The sequence below is a fragment of the Bacillus sp. NPDC057893 genome (genome assembly GCF_042796455.1).
Taxonomy (GTDB): Bacteria; Bacillota; Bacilli; order Bacillales; family Bacillaceae_G; genus Bacillus_A.
In genome coordinates this window covers 290,537-312,170 of record NZ_JBHVNG010000004.1, presented here as the reverse complement: position 1 = coordinate 312,170, position 21,634 = coordinate 290,537, and the positions used below count along the sequence as shown (strand labels likewise).

The window sequence follows — 21,634 nt, the reverse complement described above, 5'->3', positions numbered from 1 at the left end:
TTATCATTCTTTTGAAAAAATAATTTTATATATAAGAAAACGGACAACCTTTATCCTACCTACCAGTTGTCCGCTTCTCTTACTATTTCATCATTCTTTTAACTTCTCACTATTAATCGTCTGCCAGACTTCCACAGACTAGCTTTTCACTTAATATTTACCCAAACACTTTTCACTTCTGTATAATTATCAAGTGCATATGAACCTAATTCACGTCCGATACCAGATTGCTTATATCCACCAAATGGCGCAGCAGCATTTTCTAGGTTATAATCATTAATCCACACTGTTCCTGCCTTTAATTTATTGGCAACTTGATGCCCTGTTTTAATATTTTGTGTCCATACACCCGCAGCAAGTCCATATGAAGAGCGGTTTGCTCTTTCAATTACTTCTTCTGTCGAATCAAATGGAAGTACAACGACAACTGGTCCAAAAATTTCTTCCTTAACAATTGTCATATCGTCTGTAACATTTGTGAATACTGTTGGCTGTACAAAATAACCTTTTTCAAATGCACGTTCACCGCCGGCTGCAACAGTAGCACCTTCAGCTCTTCCTTTTTCAATGTAATTTAGCACACGCTCTTGTTGTTTTTTAGATACGAGCGGTCCCATTTCAGTTTCCGCCTCCATACCTGCTCCAAGCTTCACGTCATTTGCCATTTTCACAAGTTCATTTACGACTGTTTCATAATGCTTTCGATGAACGAAAACTCGAGATCCTGCGCTACAATTTTGACCATGATTATACATAATTCCTTGGAACGCACCGTTAATCGCTTCTTCTAAGTCAGCGTCTTCCAAAATGATATTTGGTGACTTACCACCAAGTTCTAACGTTACATGTTTAATTGTTTCCGCAGATTGTCGCATAATATATTTCCCTGTAACTGTTGAACCAGTAAAAGCTACTTTATCGATATCATGATGATTTACTATTGCAGCTCCTACTTCTTGGCCGAAACCTGGTACCAAGTTTACAACACCGTTTGGAAAACCAGCTTCTTTAAAAAGCTTCGCTGCATATAGTAAAGATAAAGGTGTTTGTTCTGCTGGTTTTAATACAATCGTACAACCTGTCGCCAGTGCAGCACCCATTTTCCAAGAAGACATAACGAGCGGAAAATTCCACGGAATTATTTGACCTACAACACCAACAGGTTCATGGCGTGTGTAATTTAAGTAATCTTTTGAAATTGGAATTGTTTGCCCGGTAATTTTTGTAGCCCATCCCGCGTAATAGCGGTAATTTTCTACAGTCGCTGCAATATCATCATCAAGTACTACTTGGTATGGTTTTCCATTATCTAAAGCTTCCAGCTGTGCTAATTCTTCTCTATGCTCTTCAATTAAGTCCGCTAGTTTATAAATAAGATGCGCTCTTTCAGCAGTAGTCATTTCCGCCCAAGGCCCTGTTTCAAAAGCAAGTCTTGCAGCTTTTACTGCGATATCAATGTCTTCTTCTTGCGCTTCACATACGACGGCTAGAACATCTTCTGTCGCCGGATTGTAAGTTTCAAACGTCTTCCCACTAATAGAAGGAACAAATTCACCATTAATAAACATTTTAATTTCTTTATTTAAAAACGCTTTGACTTTTGGTTTCAGCTCAATGTTTGTCGTTAACATCTATGCTCTCCTCCTTATTTAAACAGCTGCATGAGCTGCAATTTCTGATAAAATCGTTTGAAGCTTTTGATCTTCTTCTTCAGTTAATCCTAATCTCGGATAACGTGAAGGTCCTCCGACTTGCCCATGTAATTCCATTGAGCGTTTAACAATTTGTACATATTTCCCTGATCCTTCAAGAAACTCGCAAAGAGGTAAAATAGCATCGTTTATTTCCCACGCTTTTTCTAATTCACCATTTTGAAAATGCTCATACATTTTCGTAACGAGACCTGGAACGATATTTCCTGCTACTGAAACCCATCCTGTTGCACCAACTAAATAAGATTCCATAACTAAATCTTCAGATCCACAAAAGACTTGAAAAGCACCTTCACCTTGTCTTACTAAATCTCTCGCTTTTCGAATATCTCCGCTAGATTCTTTAATATGTGTAACATTTTCACACTCTTTTCCAATACGGAGCATTAGCTCTTTACTCATATCAACACCAGAAGTAAATGGGTTATTGTATAGCATAATTGGTATATTTACAGCGTTTGAGATTTCCTTAAAATGAAAATAGATTTCCTCTTCCTTCGGTTTACAATAGTAAGAGTTTATAATTAACGCACAATCCGCTCCGTGCGCCTCTGCATGTTTCGTATATTCAATCGTTTCTTTCGTCGTTTCTGCTGCAGTTCCAACAATGACTGGAATACGGCCATCAACTTCTTTCAATACAGTTTCTACCATGTTAAATCGTTCTTCTTTTGATAAACTAACAAATTCCCCTGTACTTCCATTAATAATAATTCCAGCTACTTTTTGCTCAATAAAGTAGTTTACGTTTTGTTTTACACCTTTCCAATCAATCTCTTGAAATTCATCCATCGGTGTTATTAATACTGGAAATGCCCCTTTAATTTTTTGCATCTTTATCTCTCCCTTTAACATTTTATTTTAATAAGAAACCTGTTTGAAACGGATCTGTAGGGTCTAATAGAAACGTCTGCATTCCTGTAATAAACCCTCTACTTTCAAATCGAAAAATGTATCCTTGTTCTTCTTTCTTCACTTTTTCTACTGTTATAAAACTATTAAATATACTTTCGTTTTTAAAAGGTTTATCCGTTATATAATCATTTTTAAATAAAGCATGAACATAGGACACAATAGTAGAAACAAAACCTGGCGAACGTACTATAAAGTTATCTTCATGAAATGTAATCGACTTTATATGGTTCTTTTCTTTTTGCGTAGAATCTACTAAAATAAGTCTTTTTATAAGTGACTGTTTTTGTATAGCTTGAAGTGTAGCTTCTCCCCATTTTTTTAATTCAGAAATGTTTTCAATATAAATTTCTGGCGAATATGCACCCTTTTCTACAACTGCATATACTTTATCTGCTTGTATGAGAGAGTAACTTATATTACCAACCTTTAAATTTTCCTCAATCATATAGCATAGTTTGCTTTCAAACGAGACAGATATAACTTCATCATTCTCTACATATGCATCGACTGAAAATATGCCAGATAGCGTTTCGATTTTGTATTGATTGGACTCTCTCTTTTTTAAATACCCGCTTTCTAGTAACATCGTTATTACTGCGACAATGCCTCCGTAATGAAGAGGAATTGATCCTTCATGATTAAAAAACAATACCGCTGCATCCACTTCATTATGAATAGAAGGAACGACAACGCATCCATTTAAACCAATAAAACCACGTGGTTCATTTAATAAAAGCTTCATTTCCTCTGCTAATTCACCTGAAAATTGTTCGTTTAATTGCTCCAAACTGTAGTAGTATTTGCATGGTACGTCTTTCATTACACGAAATGCCTCGCCATTTACATGTACGTCTACTGCTGTATACATTTTTTGAATGTTCATTTTACATCCTCCGTTTCATGTTCCATCGGCGGAATTAGCAAAAAGCCTTCTTTAAGTGGATCCTTTTCATTGTAAAAAAATCTATGCATGCCCATAAGCCAAGCTGATCCCGTAATTTTCGTTACTACAGCTTCAATATTTTCTACATATGTTGTATTCATAACACACCCTTTAAATAAAGAACCTACAATACTCTCATGAACAAATTCTTCATCGATATCAATTTTTTTATGAGCGTATAATACAGCTAACTTCGCTGATGTTCCTGTACCACATGGAGATCGATCAATTCCTCCTGGCGGAACAACAACTGTATTTTTCGCATGCGCACTTTCATGAGTAGGATTTGTATAAAATTCAACATGTGTTAATCCTCTTATAAACGAATACTCTGGATGAATAACTTCAAACTTCTCATTAATTGTATTTCTAATATGAATAGCCTTATCAATGATTGTAGATGCGTTTTCTGGTACCAACTCTAAGCCTACTGACTTCGCATCAATAATGGCATAAAAATTCCCCCCATACGCAATATCAGCCTCTACAGTTCCAATTTCTTCGACGTGTACAGAAATATTTTTCAGTAAAAAAGCTGGTATGTTACAGAATGAAACTTCTTTCGCCTTTCCATTTTGAACAGTAATATCCACTTCAACTAAGCCAGCTGGTGTATCTAGCTTTAAAGAAGTAATCGGTTCAACTACTGGAATTAAACCTGATTCAATTAAAGCTGTACATACACCGATTGTATCGTGGCCACACATCGGTAAATATCCGCCTGTCTCTATGTATATAACGCCTATATCAGCTTCAGGATGACACGGATCTGTTAACAATGCTCCAGACATTACATCATGACCACGCGGCTCATTCATTAACAATTTGCGAATCCAGTCATACTCCTTTTTCATATGTAGCATCTTCTCTGCCATCGTCTCTCCAATTAACTTAGGAAGTCCGCTAATTAATGTCCTCGTTGGATTCCCGCCCGTATGTGTATCAATCGTCGTAAAGACTCTTTGTGACCTCATCCGTTTAACACCCTTTCTGTAAAACGACTCAAACGAAGTGGTTCAATAGGAATGATTGTTTCTTTTTCATTTAATAACTCTTCAATCACTTTCCCAGTAACTGCTGCCAGACTAATTCCATCACCTTCATGTCCTGCTGCAATAAAATAATTCGGAATATGTTCCACTCGTGAAATGATCGGCAAATGATCTTCTGTCCACGGGCGTAAACCAGCATATGAACGAATCACCATCATATCTGCCATTTTCGGATAAAAACGAATTGCTCTGTTCGCAATACATTTAATAACCTCATTATTTATCCTCGTATGAAACCCTACAAACTCTCTACTACTACCAATTAAAAAATTTTGGCTTTCTGTTGGCTCAAACACAAGAGCTACCCCGTACTTTTCAGTTAAAGCATCCACTTTTCGTTTTCCACCAAACTTAGAAATTAAATAACCAAATTCCATTACTTTACGGCAACCTACGTGTTGTTGCCTTGAAGCTACAATAATATGTCCCTTTCTCGGTTCAATTGGGATAGTCACATCTAACATCTGTCCAATTTTAGGAGCCCACACACCGGCTGCGTTCACTACTTGCTTCGCAGTAAACGTCCCATTTGTTGTTTCTACAATAAAGGAACCATCTATATCTCTTTTCATTTCTTTTACTTCTGTATGATTAAAAACTTTCGCACCAAATTTCTTCGATTCTGCAAGTAGGGAAAAAGCAAGAAGATATGGATTTACAGTCGAATCAGTTGCGCATTCTAAACCACCTAATAAATCATCCGCAAAAAATGGTGATTCCTCTCTTATATCTTGCCTGTCAAGCATGCGAAACGGTAAGCCCACTTCTTTTTGACGATTCACCCATTGCTGCGCTGCCTCCATCTCTTCGTCTGATTCACAAACGAGAATGCTTCCAGGTGCCCTATATTCAAATGAGTGCTCCAACTCTTCACTTAGTTCTGTTACTAATTTTTGACTTACTAACGACATTTGGCTATCAAACCCTGGGTCTTTATCAATCGCTAAAATATTCCCGTCACACCGTGAAGACGTTCCACTGACAAATTCTCCTTTTTCAATGATCGTTACGTCTCTTCCGTATTTTGAAGTGTAATAAGCGATAGAACATCCTATAATTCCACCGCCTATTATTAAAACGTCACAGTGCCTCATATATAGCACTCCTCCTTTCTCCTAAATCTCTCATTTTTTATTTATGCAATTGGTGTGCCAACTCTACATACAGAACTATTTATATGAAATAATTTTTATTTGTAAAAATATTTTAAATTTATCGTAAATAGGTGTATTATTTCTTTATCACTGTCTAAATTTTTATACATACCAGGAGGACACTATGACATTTTCATTTCCAACAATAAAAGAGTTTATAAAAATTTTATCAATTGATTGTACAAGCACCATTCAGCACATGAAACAGGAAGGTAAAAATTTTTATTACCTTCCTTCATCTACTGAAGAATGTAGTTGCGCAGTTATTTATGAAGAGGACTCTTTCACTACGTTAATCGAAGCTTTTTCTAACAATTCGGCAGTTGTAATTGTGAACGAAAATCTAGAGCCTATATGCTGTATAACTGCTCAACAAATGATTCCATTTCTTTATAAATCTTACAATGATCTGCTAGCTTTTTATAACACTGTCATTCAAACGACTGATTCTTCTGTTACCGTCATTGATGAGAAAGAATGCGTTCGTACGTGGACAGATGGCGCTGAAAAAATCTTTTCAGTCAAACATAACGAAATTATCGGACAACCGATTACACGTTTTTTTGATTATAAAGATTTAGAAATTTTACAATCATTACATGACGGAAAAAGCATAATCGCTCAGTTCCATCAGCCTCGTCCGGACTTGTTCGTATTAATTAATTCAAATCCAGTTTATTGTAACGATGAAATTATAGGAGCAGTCGTTTCTGAAACTGATGTTACAAATCAAGTCGCTTTGAATGAAAAACTATTTAATATGTCGCATGAAATGCACCGATTAGAACAAGAAGTAGCAAAATATAAAGATACATCCGATCCTTTCCTTGCGATGAATGGAAAAAGCCCTGTTATACAACGAACGATTCAATTAGCTAGAAAGGTTTGTTCAGTGAAGTCCACGGTTTTAATACTCGGCGAAAGCGGAGTTGGAAAAGAAGTGTTTGCGAAAGCAATTCATGAAGCAAGTGAGACAGCGAATGCCCCTTTTATTTCAATTAACTGCGGTGCAATTCCTGAAGCGTTATTTGAAAGTGAATTATTTGGTTACGAGCGCGGGGCTTTTTCTGGTGCAAATAGTAAAGGGAAGAAAGGGAAAATAGAGCTCGCGCAAGGCGGTACTTTATTCCTTGATGAGATTGGAGAAATGCCTCTCGATATGCAAGTGAAACTTTTGCGTGTACTGCAAGAACGAAAGTATTACCGAGTTGGTGGAGAAAAAGAAATTAATATCGATTTCCGCATTATCGCTGCTACAAATCGTGATTTACAAGAAGAAATGAGAAAAGGAACTTTCCGAGAAGATTTATACTATCGCTTAAACGTAGTAAGCTTGCATATTCCGCCACTACGCGAAAGACGAGAGGATATTATCGAATTATCCTATTCCTTCTTAAACGATTTTTCAATAAACTATAACAGGCCTATTCGCGACTTACCTTCAAGTATTATGCATGAACTACTTCATTACGATTGGCCTGGTAATATTCGCGAGCTCCGCAACGTAGTTGAAAGACTCGTCGTATTTGCGACAGACGGCATTATAAAACAAGAATATTTACCGTTTCATACAAATGATACTTTAGAGAACAAAACATCTCATTCCCTATTACTCAGCAATAATAATATGATTCTTTCTTTACAAGAAGAAATGGATGAGCACGAGAAAAAGGTAATTGAAAGAGCTTTACACATTTTAGATGGTAATAAATTAGAATGTGCGAAACAACTCGGGGTAACGAGGGCCACTTTATATAACCGCTTAAAAAGGCTTGGGTTACAATAAAGTGAAACTTTAATCAGTGGGGGTTTTGTTCATCCCCACTTGATTATCAGCCCTCACCAATCGGAATTTTACGGGCAGCCCGACCCCCACCTAACTTCTTTGCTTTCACTGAATTTTGAGGTGAGGTCTTACTGCCCGTTAATGTGGGATAACCCCTTCTCCTCCTCTATATTGGCATAGTTATTGCATAATAATTTGTGTAAACCGAACTAGAGGAGGAATACATATGACGAATAAAGAGAATTTAATTGTTTGTCGTTGTGAAGAAGTTACATACGGACAACTTCAATCGACAATTGCTGAATATAATTGCTCAGCTCGTGAGTTAAAACTAAGAACGCGTGCTGGTATGGGTTTTTGCGGGGGACGTACATGTAGAACAACCCTAGATCGAATGATCGAAAACGCTAACCCTGGTACATCTCCTGACGAGATTCCATTAAAATATCAACCACCAGTGCGTGCAGTTACTTTTGGGGCGGTAGGTGAAAATAAATGAATAGAATTATAAATCACCCTATTTTAGGTAGTTTAAATAGTAGTCAGCGTATCAATTTTCAATTTAATGGTCAACAATATGAAGCATATGAACATGAAACGATAGCGGCCGCTCTACTTGCAAACGGAATAAGAACGTTAAGAGTCCATGAAGATAGCGGGACGCCGCGAGGTATTTATTGTAATATCGGACATTGTTCTGAATGCCGTGTGACAGTAAACAATCAAACGAACGTACGAGCATGCTTAACGGTTGTAGAAAACGATATGGTTGTTGAAAGCGGAAAACAACATCCAAATATCGTGAGAGAGATGGTGAAAAAGCGATGATCGATGTAATTATTATTGGCGCAGGACCAGCAGGATTATCAGCTTCCATCTCTTGTGCACGTTTTGGACTTAACGTACTTGTTATTGATGAATTTATGAAGCCGGGCGGGAGATTGTTAGGACAGTTACATCAAGAGCCTACTGGGGAATGGTGGAACGGAATAGAAGAATCAAAACGCCTTCGAGAAGAAGCAAAATCACTTTCAGTCGATATCCGGTGCGGTGTTTCCGTCTATAATTTAGATAAAGATGAGAGTTCTTGGTTCGTACATACAAATATCGGTACGTTAGAAGCAGCGTTCGTACTAATTGCTACTGGGGCTGCCGAGTATTCTATTCCCCTTCCTGGCTGGACACTTCCAGGAGTTATGTCAATTGGAGCAGCTCAAGTTATGACAAATGTTCACCGAGTTCAAGTTGGGAAAAAAGGAATCATAATTGGCGCTAACATTTTATCTTTCGCCATTTTAAATGAATTGCAATTAGCTGGAATTACAGTGGATCATATTGTACTCCCTGAAAAAAGCGAGTTGAGCGGAAAAGCTAGTGAACCAGAAGAAGTATTAAACTCACTCTTAAATGCGGCTCACCTTGCCCCATCTGCTTTCCTACGTATAGGTAGTCGTTTTATGAAGTATGATTGGATTCGAAAAGCCGGATTAACCTTTTATCCAAATAGCGGAATGAAAATAAACGGAACACCACTTCATCTTCGTAAAGCTGCGCTTGAAATTATCGGAACGGATCAAGTTGAAGGTGTCCGTGTAGCTAATATTGATTCTAAAGGAAATATTATTAATGGATCAGAAAAGATATATGAGGCTGACTTCGTTTGTATTGCCGGAGGGCTATATCCGCTTGCTGAACTTGCCGCTGTAGCGGGATGCCCTTTCCATTACATTCCGGAATTAGGCGGACATGTCCCGCTTCATTCAGAAGAAATGGAAACCCCTCTTCCAGGTTTATTTGTAGCTGGAAATATTACCGGAATTGAAAGCGGGAAAATCGCGATGGCGCAAGGTACTGTCGCTGGATATTCAATCGTAAAACAGGCTAATAAAACATCTAATTCGGTTGAAAAACATTTACAACAAGCAATTCAAAATGTTCACACTGTACGTCAGAAAGCTGCGATTCAGTTTAATCCGATGGTTGATGTTGGTAGACAAAAGATGAATGAGATTTGGCGTGATTTTCAATCATTTGAAGAAAATCAACAAATGAAAGCGTGAAATACTAGCATATAAAAAAGGCGGTGGATTCATTTCCACCGCCTTTTTTATAATTTTTGTACTACATCTAGTATTTCTGTCAATTACAGGAACCAAAGGTATTACCTATTTTTCATTCCGACTAAAACTTTCGATATCGACATCCATAAATTTATAAACATTAAAATTCCGCAAATATCAGCGACAATTACATAAAATCCTATAAATTGGTTTTCAAAGTGGAACAACGGAGTGTAATAAATGGCCATAATTAAGGATATAACCATTGAAAAAAGAAGCAGTTTTTTCCTAGTTATCATATAAATACAATACAAAAACGTATAATAGGACCAAAATTGCGCAGCATACCATGCATGAGATAGTCGAATACCTGTTTTCGTGTGCAAAGTTGTTAATACCAGTATGCATATTACAAGTAATACAATTACTGGTGCAAATCTAACAAATTGCAAAAGATTTATTAAAAAGCGTTTTTTTGAACTTAGGTGATTTGCTTCGTATTTAAACATCTGTTTCGTTATATAATGAACAAAAAATATTAATCCTACACTAATAGCTAACATAAAAAATAGCATTACTACGCCTTCTTTTCTAATATACTTATCAACTGTATTTTAAAAATCAATAGGACTTAACCTAATAAAAATTACACCAACTAAAATTTTCACTAAACCATCTATTACAAAAAATACATCTAGATTTACGTTGGTAATGATTAATCCTACGAATGAATTGAATATTAAAATAATGGACAGCAAAAACATCATTTTTCCATGTACGGGAATAAACATTAAGAAATGAATACCTACAGCTAAAAGAATTAATAGCCAGCAATTTCTATAATCATCGCCGACAAAATGAAAAATGAGAAAAACTAAAATAGCCAAAAGCATCATTGAAAAATTAGCCCACTTTTTTTGTTCTGATGTTCCAGAATCAACTGCAAATTTCTTCCTAGTTTTAGGGTTCAATTGCCATATCATTCCTAATGTATAAACAATAATAAAAGGCCAAACATTTGGATAGCCGTTATGTTTTATTAAAAGTAAAAACATTGCTGCTCCAGCAATTATTAGCCAAATCCCATTAATCTTTTGTCTAGGATACTTATAAGTTTGTGTTTCCATGTTCCGTTCTCCTTTTTGAACTTTTTCGAACTTTTCTGATATTCTTGATATAAATACTTTTTTACCAGAAGCCTTATGAGCAAATTCAGCTAAATTCAAACCATCATTCTTCTACCTCACTTTGAATAATAAAATATAAGATTTCTGAAATATCATATCAAATATAGCTGTGATTTATTTGTCGTAATTCGTCGAATAAATAAATAAAAGTCGTTTCATGTCAAAATTATTATTTATTTGGATAGCCAACTTTGGATTAGATAGATAAAATGATGCAAATACTAAATTGAAGACACATGAAATACTGGATTTTAATCTAAAAGAAAAAACATACTAACAATATTAATCAAAATAAAAAACTGTTAGAGCATAAGGCTCTAACAGTTTTATTGTTCATCGTTATTAAATTTCGCTAATGCGTAAATACCTTCTTCATCATCTAATTCAAGTTGCAATCTTGCTGCAAATGAATTGACGTTGTATTCTCGATCAAGTAGTAAGCGTAGTGCTTCGATTAAGTTTGCTTGAATTAAAATTTGCTGGCGACCATTTACCTCTACTTCTGCAGAGAAACCGTAGTCGTCATCATACATTAGTTCAACTGAAACTTCTTCTGGACCAACTTGTCTTTTTTCAGCGATATATACACAAAGCGCATTTATTAATTCTTGCTCAGAAATTTTTATTGTTTCCATGCTACTTCATCTGCCTTTTTCTTACGTTGATCTTTGAAGTATTTAAATGCACGAACTGCTAACATTACGATACCAGCCATTACTAACATATTTACCATAAACGCTAATACAGAACCAAGAGCTCCCATATTTGCAAATAAGCTACCCATTAGTAAACCACCAAGACCACCTAGTAATAAGCCTTTCATAAAGCCACCTTTATTACTTTTTGGTGCTGTGTTTGTTGCTTTTGTTTTTGAATCTGTTGTCGTTTTTTGTGAATTTACATTAGAATCTTTTTTGTTTAAATCAACTTTTGAATTTTGACCAGAACTTGGTGTATATGATTTTTTACCAGATTTGTAACTTTTCGCTTCCGCGTGATTTACGAACATAAAGCTACTAGCCCCAAAGATAACCATGAATGCTGTCATTACTGCTACAAGTTTTTTCAACATATTATATCCATTCTCCTTTTATATAGATATATGTGAAATCTACCTTTCTAGTAAATTCAGAATGATAGATTTGTTTTAAAACCATTTTAAAGGTTCTTATGAACTTATTATATGAACTTTTGTCGAAATATGCAAGTATTATTTACTTACGACAATAATTCCATAACAAAGGAAAAATTAAGAAAAACGGAATTGACTTTAAATGAAACAAAACATATTATAAGTTCATAAGAACTTTTTATAATTTTGGAGGTGAAAAGATGGAAACATTTCATCTCACACGAAACGAAATGGCAACGCTCCTTCTATCATTAAGAGGATGGAATACGAAAAAACCTCTTGGTATTTTACAAGAAGCTTGGGCAAAGTCACATAAAAAAGATATTGAGAGCGGACAAAGCGTTACTGCTTTTATTACAACCGTACTTTCACCTATTTTTGAAAAACTGATCAAGATTGATGATACGGATGTCGGTTTTTCTTTAAATGAAATTGTTGCGCTTGGCAATCAGATTGAAAACACGAGTTTCTCTGTAACTGCTATGCAAAACTGGGTGAAACGAGATATAAAAGAAATGATTGGCTCCCCTCAAAAAGGGAAGAAATACTCAATCGAACAAGCAGCCTTACTATTTATTGTTGAAGATTTAAAAACAGCGCTTGATTTTGAATCTATTCGTAAACTATTACGACTCATCGTAAATGACCCGGCCGATCGAAGTGATGATTTAATTAATCCTGTTCATTTATATGTTGCTTACTCCTCTTTATTTGAAGAACTAAATCAAGGGAATTGCATACAACTAAATGCTACAGATACAATTCATACGATTGAAAATATTGTAAAAGAAAAAGCGGATAAAATCGCAAGCAAGTTCGATCAAATAAATAACGAACAACGCGAAGCAATTCGTAACGCTATTATTATCGCTACACTATCTGTACATACCGCATATGTACAAATGTTAGCGAAACGTTATGTGACAGCAACGTTATTTTTACAAAATTTAGATGTGAAGCCGTAAAAAACAAGCATCCCCCTGTCATATATGTAGAACAGGGGGATGCTTGTTTTACATCAATATAAAATACAAAAATCGTTTTACATCTAAGTTTCATTTTACAATAGCTCTTGATTATGTAAATATCATTAGTAACCTATCATGAATTCAACAATTTTTATTTCATACTATTAAATCCATATCAGATTTTCTCTATAAAATTAATTACTTCATCTTCATAATCGTATGTATCATTAATCTCTTGCAATAATTCAATATCATGAGTATGAGTTTTTCCTGTCTCGAGCAGTTCGCGATATAAATCAATATAAGGAAGCTTTTTACTAATAGCGTTTTTTAATTCCTTTTCTACATCATAAGTAACTTTTTTAAATCTCACCTCGGCAATCCCTGCCTCATCAATTTCAAGAATTGCGTATTGAGCACGTAGGTCAGAGTTTAAATTGTCCCATTTATAAAAAGGTTGTCCAATAGTTCCTGGATTAATAATTAATTGATCCTTACTGCTATAACGTAACAATTGATGATGGGTATGAGCGTAAATCGCAATATCATAATCATGATCAAATAACTGATCAAAATTTTCCTGATTATTAGTGGGCCATAAATCTCCTCCGTAATTTTTATTTTGTAGATTATGACTAATACTGATTGATAAATCATTAACGCGTTTGGTTATATGTAGTGGTAAATTTTTAATACGATTAATATAGTTTTCATCCAAATTTTCACATTGATACTTAACTAATCTAGAAACATAAATATCAGTTGCGTTATTAATATCAATGTTTTTATTAAGCACATCAAGGAAGCTGTCTTCCCAGTTTCCTTGAACATAAGTATCAACATTAATATTATCTAACATCTCAAATAGATCATTCGATCCAGGCCCAGGCATAATTAAATCTCCTAAAAACCAAAAATCAGTAACACTTTCTTTCATAGTATCTTCAATAACTGCTGTTAAAGCAGTCGCATTACCATGCACATCTGCCAGTAAAGCAATTTTATGTTTCATGTATTTCATCCCCCTAAATTAACATTATATTCCGAATTAACTGCGTGTATTTTTCTATATTGTTTCTTCTTTCTTAACTCTGTGCATATCATACACTTTCACTTGATTCTCTATATACGATTTTTCTTTTTTAAATCCAGCTTTCTCATAACAACGAATGGCCCTCTTATTATCTTCCCTAACTTGTAATACAACGACTTCTATATCAGGATCTAAAAATGATTTACTAATAAAATACTTTGTAATCTCCGTTCCAAGCCCTTCTGAATATAAATTCGAAACACCAATGAGGATAGAGTATTCCATCACGTACGCATCTTCATATTTCTTCTTTTTTAATCCGACTCTCCCTATTACTTCATCATCTACTACGATCACATGATAACTTGCATAAGATCGAGACAGTTTTTCTGTCCAATACTTTCGAAGTTCTTCTATTGTATATCGTTTGAATGGTTTCACATCTGCTATATTATGTAATTCTTCGTTGTTATACCATTCTAATATAATTGGTAAATCATCTATTTGTAATAAACGTTCATGCCAATCCATATTTTCACCTCATCTACATTTCAAATTACTACACCTAATTAATAAGAATACGCGTATTCTTTTTTAGGCAATTTTACTATCTCTTGAATGAAATTTGATTTTTCTAAAATGTCCTCTAGCTGCCCCTCACTGTAAACATAAATACCACCTACGTATGAACTGTAAGCCTTTTTCTCAGTTATTACCACTGCGGTGCTATTTTCCTTTTTATAATCACCCTCTATTCCTTTTTCAAATGACAAACTTTTAGTTGCTGAGAAATAAAGATGGATTAATGCTGCTATTTCTATGTCATCTGATTTTGCAAAGTATTTTATTTCATTTATAATCATTTCATCTTGTAACGGAAGAAAGTCCTCTATCTCTAACTTCTTTCTTTTATAAAAGAAATTTTGTAGCTCAGGAGTATAGAACGAAAGATTTTTCTCCTTTATCTTTTGAAAAATGGATTGCAATAATAAGTCTTTTCCTATTACAAACGGATGGCCAAAGCCATTATTGTAAAGCTCTTCTTTCATTTTCATTAGTTGTTCGATGTAAGGGATTCCTTGTTCTGCGATAACAAGTTTACCGTTAATAAAACGCATATTAGCAATCAATTCTTCTATCCGTAGGCCCTCGAATTCAAGCGAGGAATAATATAAATCTCTATTCCAAAAATCTAATTGATCCATTCCTAACGAATGAAATAATAACTCATCTATAATTGGAAAAGCATCCTCTTCTGTTAAAGCTTTCGTTACATCATCTAATAATCCAGGAGTCTGATTTAAAATCGTGCGTATTTCTTCATCCTCTTGAATGATTCGTACTGTCCACTCACCATGATTTTCACCTGATATTTGCTGAAAACAATGTGAATATGGACCATGTCCAGCATCGTGTAGAAGAGCTACAGTAGATACTAGCTTTCGTTCATATTTCGATAAATGTATATCACCAATCTCAGTAAGATGTTCTATCACTTTATTTACTAGTACATATACACCTATCGAATGTTCTTCCCTCGTATGTATTGCGTTCTCATGTAAAAAATATGTATGTCCTTGTTGTTTAATATAGGCCAACCTTTGAAATGCTTTAGTATCTATCAATTGAAGGATATCTCTATCATGAATAGAGATTGGGCCATAAATTGAATCTGTAACACGCATACATTCTCCTCCTATTTTTGTAAATTAAACCCTATACTATTATACTTAATTTTCAGTCTATTATCATTATTATATGAGAAATTTTTAATAATCTTTTCATTATCTCTTCATGAAAACTGGGCTTATATCCTTTACTATAATACTTATGAGAGACATAAAAGAATTGAAATGGCAATCCCCTATATAAATAAGGTATAATCTACATATAGTGAACCTTTTATGTTGTTAAATAAAGGGGCTTATATTCAAAATTCATAAATTAGAAGGTGCAACCATGTTAAGTAGTTTTATTCACTCAGTATTAACATTTTTTGAAGGATTAGGTTATTGGGGCATTATGCTCGGACTTATGATTGAAATTATTCCAAGTGAGATTGTCCTAGCTTATGCAGGTTACTTAGTATTCAATGGTAGTATCTCATTTGTAGGCGCAGTTATATTCGGTACAATTGGTGGTGTTATTGCCCAAATCTTTGTTTACTGGATTGGTCGATATGGTGGTCGCCCTGTATTAGAACGTTACGGTAAGTATATTTTCATACATAAAAAACAAATGGATGCTGCTGAAGATTGGTTTAATCGATACGGAACTGGCGTAATTTTCACTGCACGTTTTATCCCTGTCGTTCGTCATGCAATTTCAATTCCAGCTGGGATTACTAAAATGCCAATTTCACGTTTCACTACATTAACAGCACTTGCGATAATCCCTTGGTCTATCATTTTCATTTATCTAGGTGAAAAACTAGGTGAAAACTGGGAGAATATTAATGAAATTGCTGGACCGTATGTGAAATCTTTCGCTATTGGCGGGGTTGTTCTTATTATTTTGTATTTCGCAATAAAAAAATGGGCAAAGAAACGTAAAAAGCTGGCTTGAATTTTCAATCAAACCGCTATAAATTCATTTAGAATTATAGCGGTTTTTATTATTGGCTTCGCTAAGTTTTAGGAATTGTATAATTTCTTCTTTATGTTTTAAATCATGTTGAATGAGTGATGAAAAATAATTGTTTAATCTCACTCTTTTCGTCCCGAATTGGTAATCATCTTTAAAATTACGGGCAGAAATTTGATTAATTTGATCAACTAACTGTTTACGAATAAAGCTGAATTGATCTAATAGTTCTTCTTTTGAAATACCGGATCTCGCATATTTTATTGCACCCTCATTCATTTCCTCAACGCCTGTTGGAACATTGGATACAGATTGTCCACTTATAAAGTATGGAATTCTAAACTTCATTAAAAACTCATCCCAAACGATTAAATGTGAAATCACATCCGCAATTCCCCATGAACCTTTTCTAAAAGGTTCAAACCATACATCATTAGTTACACACTTCAATGTTTGGCACCATTCTATTAGTCTTAACTTTTCTTCTAGAATACTTTCTTTCTCCATAATTCATTCCTTCCTCTTTCACACTAATAATTGATTCATATATAACTTCTAGACATTACATAAAAACCCCTCCAGTTTAAGATTTACGTGGATAAGCAACAATTCAGTCATATAATTCGTATAGTAACTCAAAAGGAGTGATTCCCCTATGCACTGGCAGCAAAAAGTACCCTACTTAATTGGACGCCCTGTTGGTGTTTCTCTCATTAATGGGCAAGGGACATCCGGCGTTTTATGCGGCGTACAAAATAATCAATTATTTGTTTATGAATATCTCTACCAAGCTCAGTTCGCAATGAAACATTATGACTTTAGACAAATTCAAGATATACATGCCTTTCCAAATTGCCCGCACCAAAATCCTATATATTAAAAAATAGGAACGGCTTTATCGCCATTCCTATTTCCATTGTTTATACATTATTTTTCAGAGTAAAACTTTTGCACTGCTTCATCAAAATAGATCCAGCCTTTCCAGCCTAAATGAATTGTATCTTTTAAGAAATACTTATCATATTCATGGCTAGAAAAATCAACTACTGGGTATCCTGCTTTTTCGACTTGATCGCGAACCTTATTATAATACACATCACGGCGTTCTTTTGGGAAACCAGCGTAATCATACCACGGTCCGTTTACAGGCACAGAAATAAAGAGTGGTTTTACATTTTTTTCTTTGAAAAGATCTAAAACAATTTGTAAGTCATCATATTCTGGTGAATCATCATACGATTCATTTGCTCTAAAGTTTTTTAAACCTTTTAATTTTTTCTTTAAATTATGTTTATAGTAATATGGATTTTCAATTCCGAATGTATTTGTTGTGGATCCTACTTTACCTTCTTGTTCCGCATGTTTACGTGCATCTTCCCAAGAAAGTGAACGTAATCCCATATTTGTTTTCTCTTTCATCGGTTCGATTTTAAATAGCGAGTTAAATAAATCTCTATGATCTAAAATGTTTCGATGCATATAAGCAAGTGGTTTGACTAGACCTGCTTTTATGTTATGTTTCGTATCATTATAAACAATACCTTCTAATGAATTTTTTAATATATCATCTTTTTGAACAACTTCATAATCTAATAGTCGTTTCGCGATCTGCTTCTTCATTTCAGGTTTAATTTCATCATTAAAAATAAAATGATATGCTTGTTGTTTGGAGAAATTATTAGTAAAATCCCCTTGTGATACACCCGTTTTTGTAAACCATTGTGGCGAAAGAACAAACACTACTTTTTTACCTTCTAATTCATCCATTGTTGAGGTCATATTTAAAATATGAGCTAAACTTTGCGTACCGCCAGTTCCAATTAAAAATGGTGTAAAACCTGCTGGATTTACTTTGAAATAGTTAGATGGATGGTATGCATCCATTCGTAAAAATTCAGATGAACCGTACATCGGCAAATACTGCGAATTCTCTAACATTTTCTGCTGTAAGAAAACACTTTGTAGTTTTTCTTTTTGTAAAGAAGTTGCCGCATCTTCAACTTTTTTATCACTAATAAGTGATACTAAACTTTTAGATGGAATGAGCAATACAATGAAAAAAAGTATACAGGCTAAAATAATTGGTCCGAAAGCATGCTTCATCTTCATCAAATATTCCTCTTTCCATTACTATTAAATTGTAACCCTTGTTTTTGACACGTCATCTTTTCTCTCCTTTTTCTCTATACATGTTCTATTCTATTTATCTATTATATACATGTATGTATTTCCTTCCTTGTTCTATTAAATCCTATAAAAATAGCGCAAGAAAATGTTTCCAAAGAAACACGTTAATTATACAAGATTCTACATATATTTCACACTGGAAATTTAGTAATAATTTTATTTTTAAACAGTGAAAAAATATATAAAATGTCTATAATTCATTGGAAGCTATAAGAAAAAACAGACTATCACATACGTGAAGTCTGTTTCTCCATCACTTTATTTTTGTACATCTGCCCATTTCAAGCTTGTTGCTGGGCCAAATTGATGTACATATAAATCTTTTACGTATGGTTTTTGTAAATAAGATAATCCGCGCTGGAATACTGGTGCGATTACTGCATCATCAAGGAGCATTTTTTCCGCATCTTGCAATGCCTTCCAACGGGCTTTTTCATCATTACCTAATTCAGTTTTAATTTTCTTAATTAACGCATCATATTCTGGATTTGCATATCCTGTATTATTTACGGTACTTCCCGAAAGGAATACTTCTAAATAAGTCATCGGATCTGGATAATCGGGTAACCAGCGTGATAACGACATTTCATATTCTTTTTTCTTCTCTAACGCTAGTTTTTGCGTATGTGGTTGTAATTTCACATTTACCTTTAATCCAGGTAAGTTTTTCTCAAGCTGTTCTTTAATATATTCGCCTACCTTTTTAAAGTTTTCTAAGTCATAGTTTAATAACTCAAGCGTTACTTCGTTCGTACCCGTCTCTTGCTTTGCCTTTTCCCAATATTCCTTCGCCCGCTGTACGTCTGTCTTATTAAACTCGCCCGCTGTACTTCTAAAGTCTTTCTTATCTGGACCTTTTAAAAACCCTTTTGGTACATAGTAGTTCGCAGCAACCGATCCATCATTTAAAAATGAAGTCGCAAGTCCCTTCTTATCAAACACAGTACTTAGCGCAAGACGTGCGTTTTTATTTTTAAGCATTGGTACATTTTCATTGAAACGGAAGAAATACATAACTGGATCTGTATATTGCTTCAGTTCTTTATTATTTTTATATTTATCTACGAATTCTGTAGAAATGACAGCTCTATCAACTTTATCTGTTTCATATAAATTTACCGCCGTTGAAATTTCTTTAACAATTTGGTAGTTTACTTCATCTAACTTTACTTCTTTTTTATCCCAATATTTATCGTTTTTCTTCATTGTAAAACTTGCTTCGTGCTTCCACTCTGATAGTGTAAACGGCCCATTATACACCGCTTTATTTGCCTCTAAACCGTATTTATCACCTTGCTCTTTCGCAAACTTTTCATTGATTGGATAGAAGGATGGCAATATTAATAGTTTCGTAAAGTAAGGTACAGGATGTTCTAGCTCTACGACAAATGTTTTATCATCCTTTGCTTTTACTCCTAATTCATCTAGTCCTAGTTGTTTCTTATTTATTTTCTCCGCATTTTTCACATCATACGCAATATATGCATATTGAGAAGCTGTATCTGGATTAATAAGCTGCTTCCAAGCATATACGTACTCGTGAGCCGTTACTGGATCTCCGTTAGACCATTTCGTATCACGTAAATGGAATGTATAAGTCTTTCCATCCTTACTAACCTCATATTTTTGCGCTCCGGCTTCAATTACTTCATCATCTTTCGATAATCGGAATAGCCCTTCCATTACGTTATTCAAAACGTTAAATGATACCGCATCTGTTACTTTCCCTGAATTTAATGATGGAATTTCACCCGTTTCTAGTAGCTGCAATACTTTCTTCTCATCTTTCGGCTTTGTAGCTGTTTTTTCTTTTGCGCAACCAACTAAAAATGAAGAAACTAATAGAGTACTAACTAATGAGTAGCGAACTACCTTTTTCATTTCCAAACCCCCTCTATTTTTTACGGTAAGTAACGACGAGCACCAGCGTATTCTTCTATATATCCTGGTGTATTTAACGGGATTATTTCAACTGACCTTTCAGCTCTTGGTGAGTGAATCATATTACCATCACCAATATACATTGCAACGTGATGGACACTACCTTTCCCTTGATCATGTGCAAAGAAGATTAAGTCCCCTTTTTGTAAGTTTTCTTTATCAACTGCAACCCCCGCTCTTGATTGCGGTCCAGAATCTCGTGGTATTGTAATACCGTGCGATTTATAAATCGTATGTGTGAATCCAGAGCAATCAAATCCAAAACCACTTGTACCAGCCCATATATATGGTAAACCTAAAAACATTTTCCCTGTGTTGATTAAATCATCAGCTGTCGGTGTTGGAATATCATTTTGAGAACGGTAAACCGTTCCATCATTTTTTCGTAGCCATGCTTTCTGTCCATTTGGCAACAATACGCGGTATGAAATTGTATCTTCACTTAGTAGCGGCAGTCGCGTATTATAGCTAACTTCAAGTGCTTTTTGTTTTTCAGAAGGATTTATATATAAAATTGCTGTCGGTTTCGTTACTAATACGAACGGTTCGTTTGTTTTATCTGCAAACTCCTGATTATACGTTAATTGTTTTTCCAGCATCCATCCCGGGTAACCTTCTTCATTTCGTGGTGTCGGTTGTCCGTGTACTAACACTTTTACCCAGTCACCTTTTTTATCAATGACCGTTACTTCTTGACCAAGTAGTGCTTGCGTTTCTAATTTATTTGCATTTGTTAACCATAGTTTTTCATCGAGCGTCATTGATTTCGTCCATTTCCATAAATCAACTGGATTTGTTGCACTCGGTGCATCAATTGGCCGTAATGAATCAGGTGCAGTCCATAACGTTGCGGCAGATACATCTATAAATGCTTTGCTATCTTTCTTCTCTTCAGCATTTGCCGATGTAAATGCTGAAAATATAAATAAAGTTGTTAAAAATGCAGTTCCTACTTTTTTCATATATACCCCCCTTAAAAGA

Annotated in this window: 23 protein-coding genes; 7 read left to right on the top strand and 16 right to left on the bottom strand. The window is 34.7% G+C overall.

Annotated features, from left to right (window positions below):
- Positions 1-146: 146 nt before the first annotated feature.
- The 5 genes from ACFVQC_RS20085 to ACFVQC_RS20065 are packed head-to-tail and all read right to left on the bottom strand — an operon-like array spanning position 147 to position 5,716.
- Positions 147-1,631 carry an aldehyde dehydrogenase family protein gene (locus ACFVQC_RS20085; RefSeq protein WP_377899029.1) on the bottom strand — a complete coding sequence of 495 codons (1,485 nt, stop codon included), beginning with the start codon at positions 1,629-1,631 and terminating at the stop codon, positions 147-149.
- Positions 1,632-1,649: 18 nt separating this feature from the next.
- On the bottom strand, positions 1,650-2,546 hold the full coding sequence (gene dapA / locus ACFVQC_RS20080; protein WP_377899028.1) for a 4-hydroxy-tetrahydrodipicolinate synthase: 897 nt from the start codon (positions 2,544-2,546) through the stop codon (positions 1,650-1,652).
- 22 nt (positions 2,547-2,568) lie between these two features.
- Positions 2,569-3,510, bottom strand: coding sequence for a proline racemase family protein (locus ACFVQC_RS20075; protein WP_377899027.1), 942 nt, complete (start codon positions 3,508-3,510; stop codon positions 2,569-2,571).
- Positions 3,507-4,544 carry a proline racemase family protein gene (locus tag ACFVQC_RS20070; protein ID WP_377899026.1) on the bottom strand — a complete coding sequence of 346 codons (1,038 nt, stop codon included), beginning with the start codon at positions 4,542-4,544 and terminating at the stop codon, positions 3,507-3,509. Before ACFVQC_RS20070 ends, ACFVQC_RS20075 begins: the two co-directional genes overlap by 4 nt.
- A complete protein-coding gene (locus ACFVQC_RS20065; protein WP_201040326.1) occupies positions 4,541-5,716 on the bottom strand; it encodes an NAD(P)/FAD-dependent oxidoreductase in 1,176 nt (391 codons plus the stop codon). Before ACFVQC_RS20065 ends, ACFVQC_RS20070 begins: the two co-directional genes overlap by 4 nt.
- A gap of 184 nt (positions 5,717-5,900) precedes the next feature.
- Here ACFVQC_RS20065 and ACFVQC_RS20060 point away from each other — a divergent pair, with 184 nt between their 5' ends.
- The 4 genes from ACFVQC_RS20060 (at position 5,901) to ACFVQC_RS20045 (ending at position 9,622) form a co-directional block, all read left to right on the top strand.
- Positions 5,901-7,562: a sigma-54 interaction domain-containing protein gene (locus tag ACFVQC_RS20060; RefSeq protein WP_377899025.1), complete on the top strand. Its 1,662-nt coding sequence runs from the start codon at positions 5,901-5,903 to the stop codon at positions 7,560-7,562.
- 226 nt (positions 7,563-7,788) lie between these two features.
- Positions 7,789-8,061, top strand: a complete 273-nt coding sequence (locus tag ACFVQC_RS20055) for a (2Fe-2S)-binding protein (protein ID WP_002065856.1) — start codon at positions 7,789-7,791, stop codon at positions 8,059-8,061.
- Positions 8,058-8,390 (top strand): (2Fe-2S)-binding protein, encoded by a 333-nt coding sequence (locus ACFVQC_RS20050; RefSeq protein WP_002110336.1) that lies wholly within the window; start codon positions 8,058-8,060, stop codon positions 8,388-8,390. Before ACFVQC_RS20055 ends, ACFVQC_RS20050 begins: the two co-directional genes overlap by 4 nt.
- The gene (locus ACFVQC_RS20045) at positions 8,387-9,622 is read left to right on the top strand and encodes an NAD(P)/FAD-dependent oxidoreductase (protein WP_377899023.1); all 1,236 of its coding nucleotides are present in this window, start codon (positions 8,387-8,389) and stop codon (positions 9,620-9,622) included. The genes ACFVQC_RS20050 and ACFVQC_RS20045 overlap by 4 nt, the downstream gene beginning before the upstream one ends.
- Before the next feature lie 101 nt (positions 9,623-9,723).
- Here the strand turns inward: ACFVQC_RS20045 and ACFVQC_RS20040 are convergent, their stop codons facing one another.
- The 4 genes from ACFVQC_RS20040 to ACFVQC_RS20025 form a co-directional block, all read right to left on the bottom strand.
- Positions 9,724-10,197: a hypothetical protein gene (locus ACFVQC_RS20040; protein ID WP_235713302.1), complete on the bottom strand. Its 474-nt coding sequence runs from the start codon at positions 10,195-10,197 to the stop codon at positions 9,724-9,726.
- Between the two features lie 39 nt (positions 10,198-10,236).
- The gene (locus ACFVQC_RS20035; RefSeq protein ID WP_377899174.1) at positions 10,237-10,749 is read right to left on the bottom strand and encodes a DUF6609 family protein; all 513 of its coding nucleotides are present in this window, start codon (positions 10,747-10,749) and stop codon (positions 10,237-10,239) included.
- A 386-nt stretch (positions 10,750-11,135) separates the two neighbouring features.
- Positions 11,136-11,444 (bottom strand): YxcD family protein, encoded by a 309-nt coding sequence (locus ACFVQC_RS20030; protein WP_016095605.1) that lies wholly within the window; start codon positions 11,442-11,444, stop codon positions 11,136-11,138.
- Positions 11,432-11,881, bottom strand: coding sequence for a hypothetical protein (locus tag ACFVQC_RS20025; protein WP_002012966.1), 450 nt, complete (start codon positions 11,879-11,881; stop codon positions 11,432-11,434). Before ACFVQC_RS20025 ends, ACFVQC_RS20030 begins: the two co-directional genes overlap by 13 nt.
- A gap of 260 nt (positions 11,882-12,141) precedes the next feature.
- Here ACFVQC_RS20025 and ACFVQC_RS20020 point away from each other — a divergent pair, with 260 nt between their 5' ends.
- Entirely contained in the window at positions 12,142-12,906 is a 765-nt protein-coding gene (locus ACFVQC_RS20020) for a DUF1836 domain-containing protein (RefSeq protein WP_377895799.1), read from the top strand.
- Between the two features lie 178 nt (positions 12,907-13,084).
- Here the strand turns inward: ACFVQC_RS20020 and ACFVQC_RS20015 are convergent, their stop codons facing one another.
- Genes ACFVQC_RS20015 through ACFVQC_RS20005 form a run of 3 tightly spaced genes read right to left on the bottom strand, consistent with a single transcriptional unit; the run spans position 13,085 to position 15,627 of the window.
- Positions 13,085-13,921 carry a metallophosphoesterase family protein gene (locus ACFVQC_RS20015; protein ID WP_377899022.1) on the bottom strand — a complete coding sequence of 279 codons (837 nt, stop codon included), beginning with the start codon at positions 13,919-13,921 and terminating at the stop codon, positions 13,085-13,087.
- Between the two features lie 54 nt (positions 13,922-13,975).
- Positions 13,976-14,473, bottom strand: coding sequence for a GNAT family N-acetyltransferase (locus tag ACFVQC_RS20010; protein WP_377895804.1), 498 nt, complete (start codon positions 14,471-14,473; stop codon positions 13,976-13,978).
- Positions 14,474-14,511: 38 nt separating this feature from the next.
- Complete coding sequence (locus tag ACFVQC_RS20005; protein WP_377899020.1) at positions 14,512-15,627, bottom strand: HD domain-containing protein; 1,116 nt, start codon at positions 15,625-15,627, stop codon at positions 14,512-14,514.
- A gap of 274 nt (positions 15,628-15,901) precedes the next feature.
- On the opposite strand from ACFVQC_RS20005, the gene uptA reads away from it, so the two are divergent.
- Complete coding sequence (gene uptA / locus ACFVQC_RS20000) at positions 15,902-16,507, top strand: undecaprenyl phosphate transporter UptA (RefSeq protein WP_377899018.1); 606 nt, start codon at positions 15,902-15,904, stop codon at positions 16,505-16,507.
- Between the two features lie 24 nt (positions 16,508-16,531).
- Here uptA and ACFVQC_RS19995 read toward each other — a convergent pair whose 3' ends face one another.
- Positions 16,532-17,032 carry a DinB family protein gene (locus ACFVQC_RS19995; RefSeq protein ID WP_377899017.1) on the bottom strand — a complete coding sequence of 167 codons (501 nt, stop codon included), beginning with the start codon at positions 17,030-17,032 and terminating at the stop codon, positions 16,532-16,534.
- 148 nt (positions 17,033-17,180) lie between these two features.
- Between ACFVQC_RS19995 and ACFVQC_RS19990 the strand changes: the two genes are divergently transcribed.
- Positions 17,181-17,405 (top strand): hypothetical protein, encoded by a 225-nt coding sequence (locus ACFVQC_RS19990; RefSeq protein WP_002136772.1) that lies wholly within the window; start codon positions 17,181-17,183, stop codon positions 17,403-17,405.
- A gap of 47 nt (positions 17,406-17,452) precedes the next feature.
- Here the strand turns inward: ACFVQC_RS19990 and dltD are convergent, their stop codons facing one another.
- The 3 genes from dltD to ACFVQC_RS19975 all read right to left on the bottom strand — a co-directional run bounded on the left by dltD (position 17,453) and on the right by ACFVQC_RS19975 (position 21,615).
- On the bottom strand, positions 17,453-18,634 hold the full coding sequence (gene dltD, locus ACFVQC_RS19985) for a D-alanyl-lipoteichoic acid biosynthesis protein DltD (RefSeq protein WP_377895816.1): 1,182 nt from the start codon (positions 18,632-18,634) through the stop codon (positions 17,453-17,455).
- A 336-nt stretch (positions 18,635-18,970) separates the two neighbouring features.
- On the bottom strand, positions 18,971-20,593 hold the full coding sequence (locus ACFVQC_RS19980) for a peptide ABC transporter substrate-binding protein (protein WP_377899016.1): 1,623 nt from the start codon (positions 20,591-20,593) through the stop codon (positions 18,971-18,973).
- Positions 20,594-20,613: 20 nt separating this feature from the next.
- Entirely contained in the window at positions 20,614-21,615 is a 1,002-nt protein-coding gene (locus ACFVQC_RS19975) for a C40 family peptidase (protein ID WP_377899015.1), read from the bottom strand.
- Positions 21,616-21,634 lie beyond the last annotated feature (19 nt).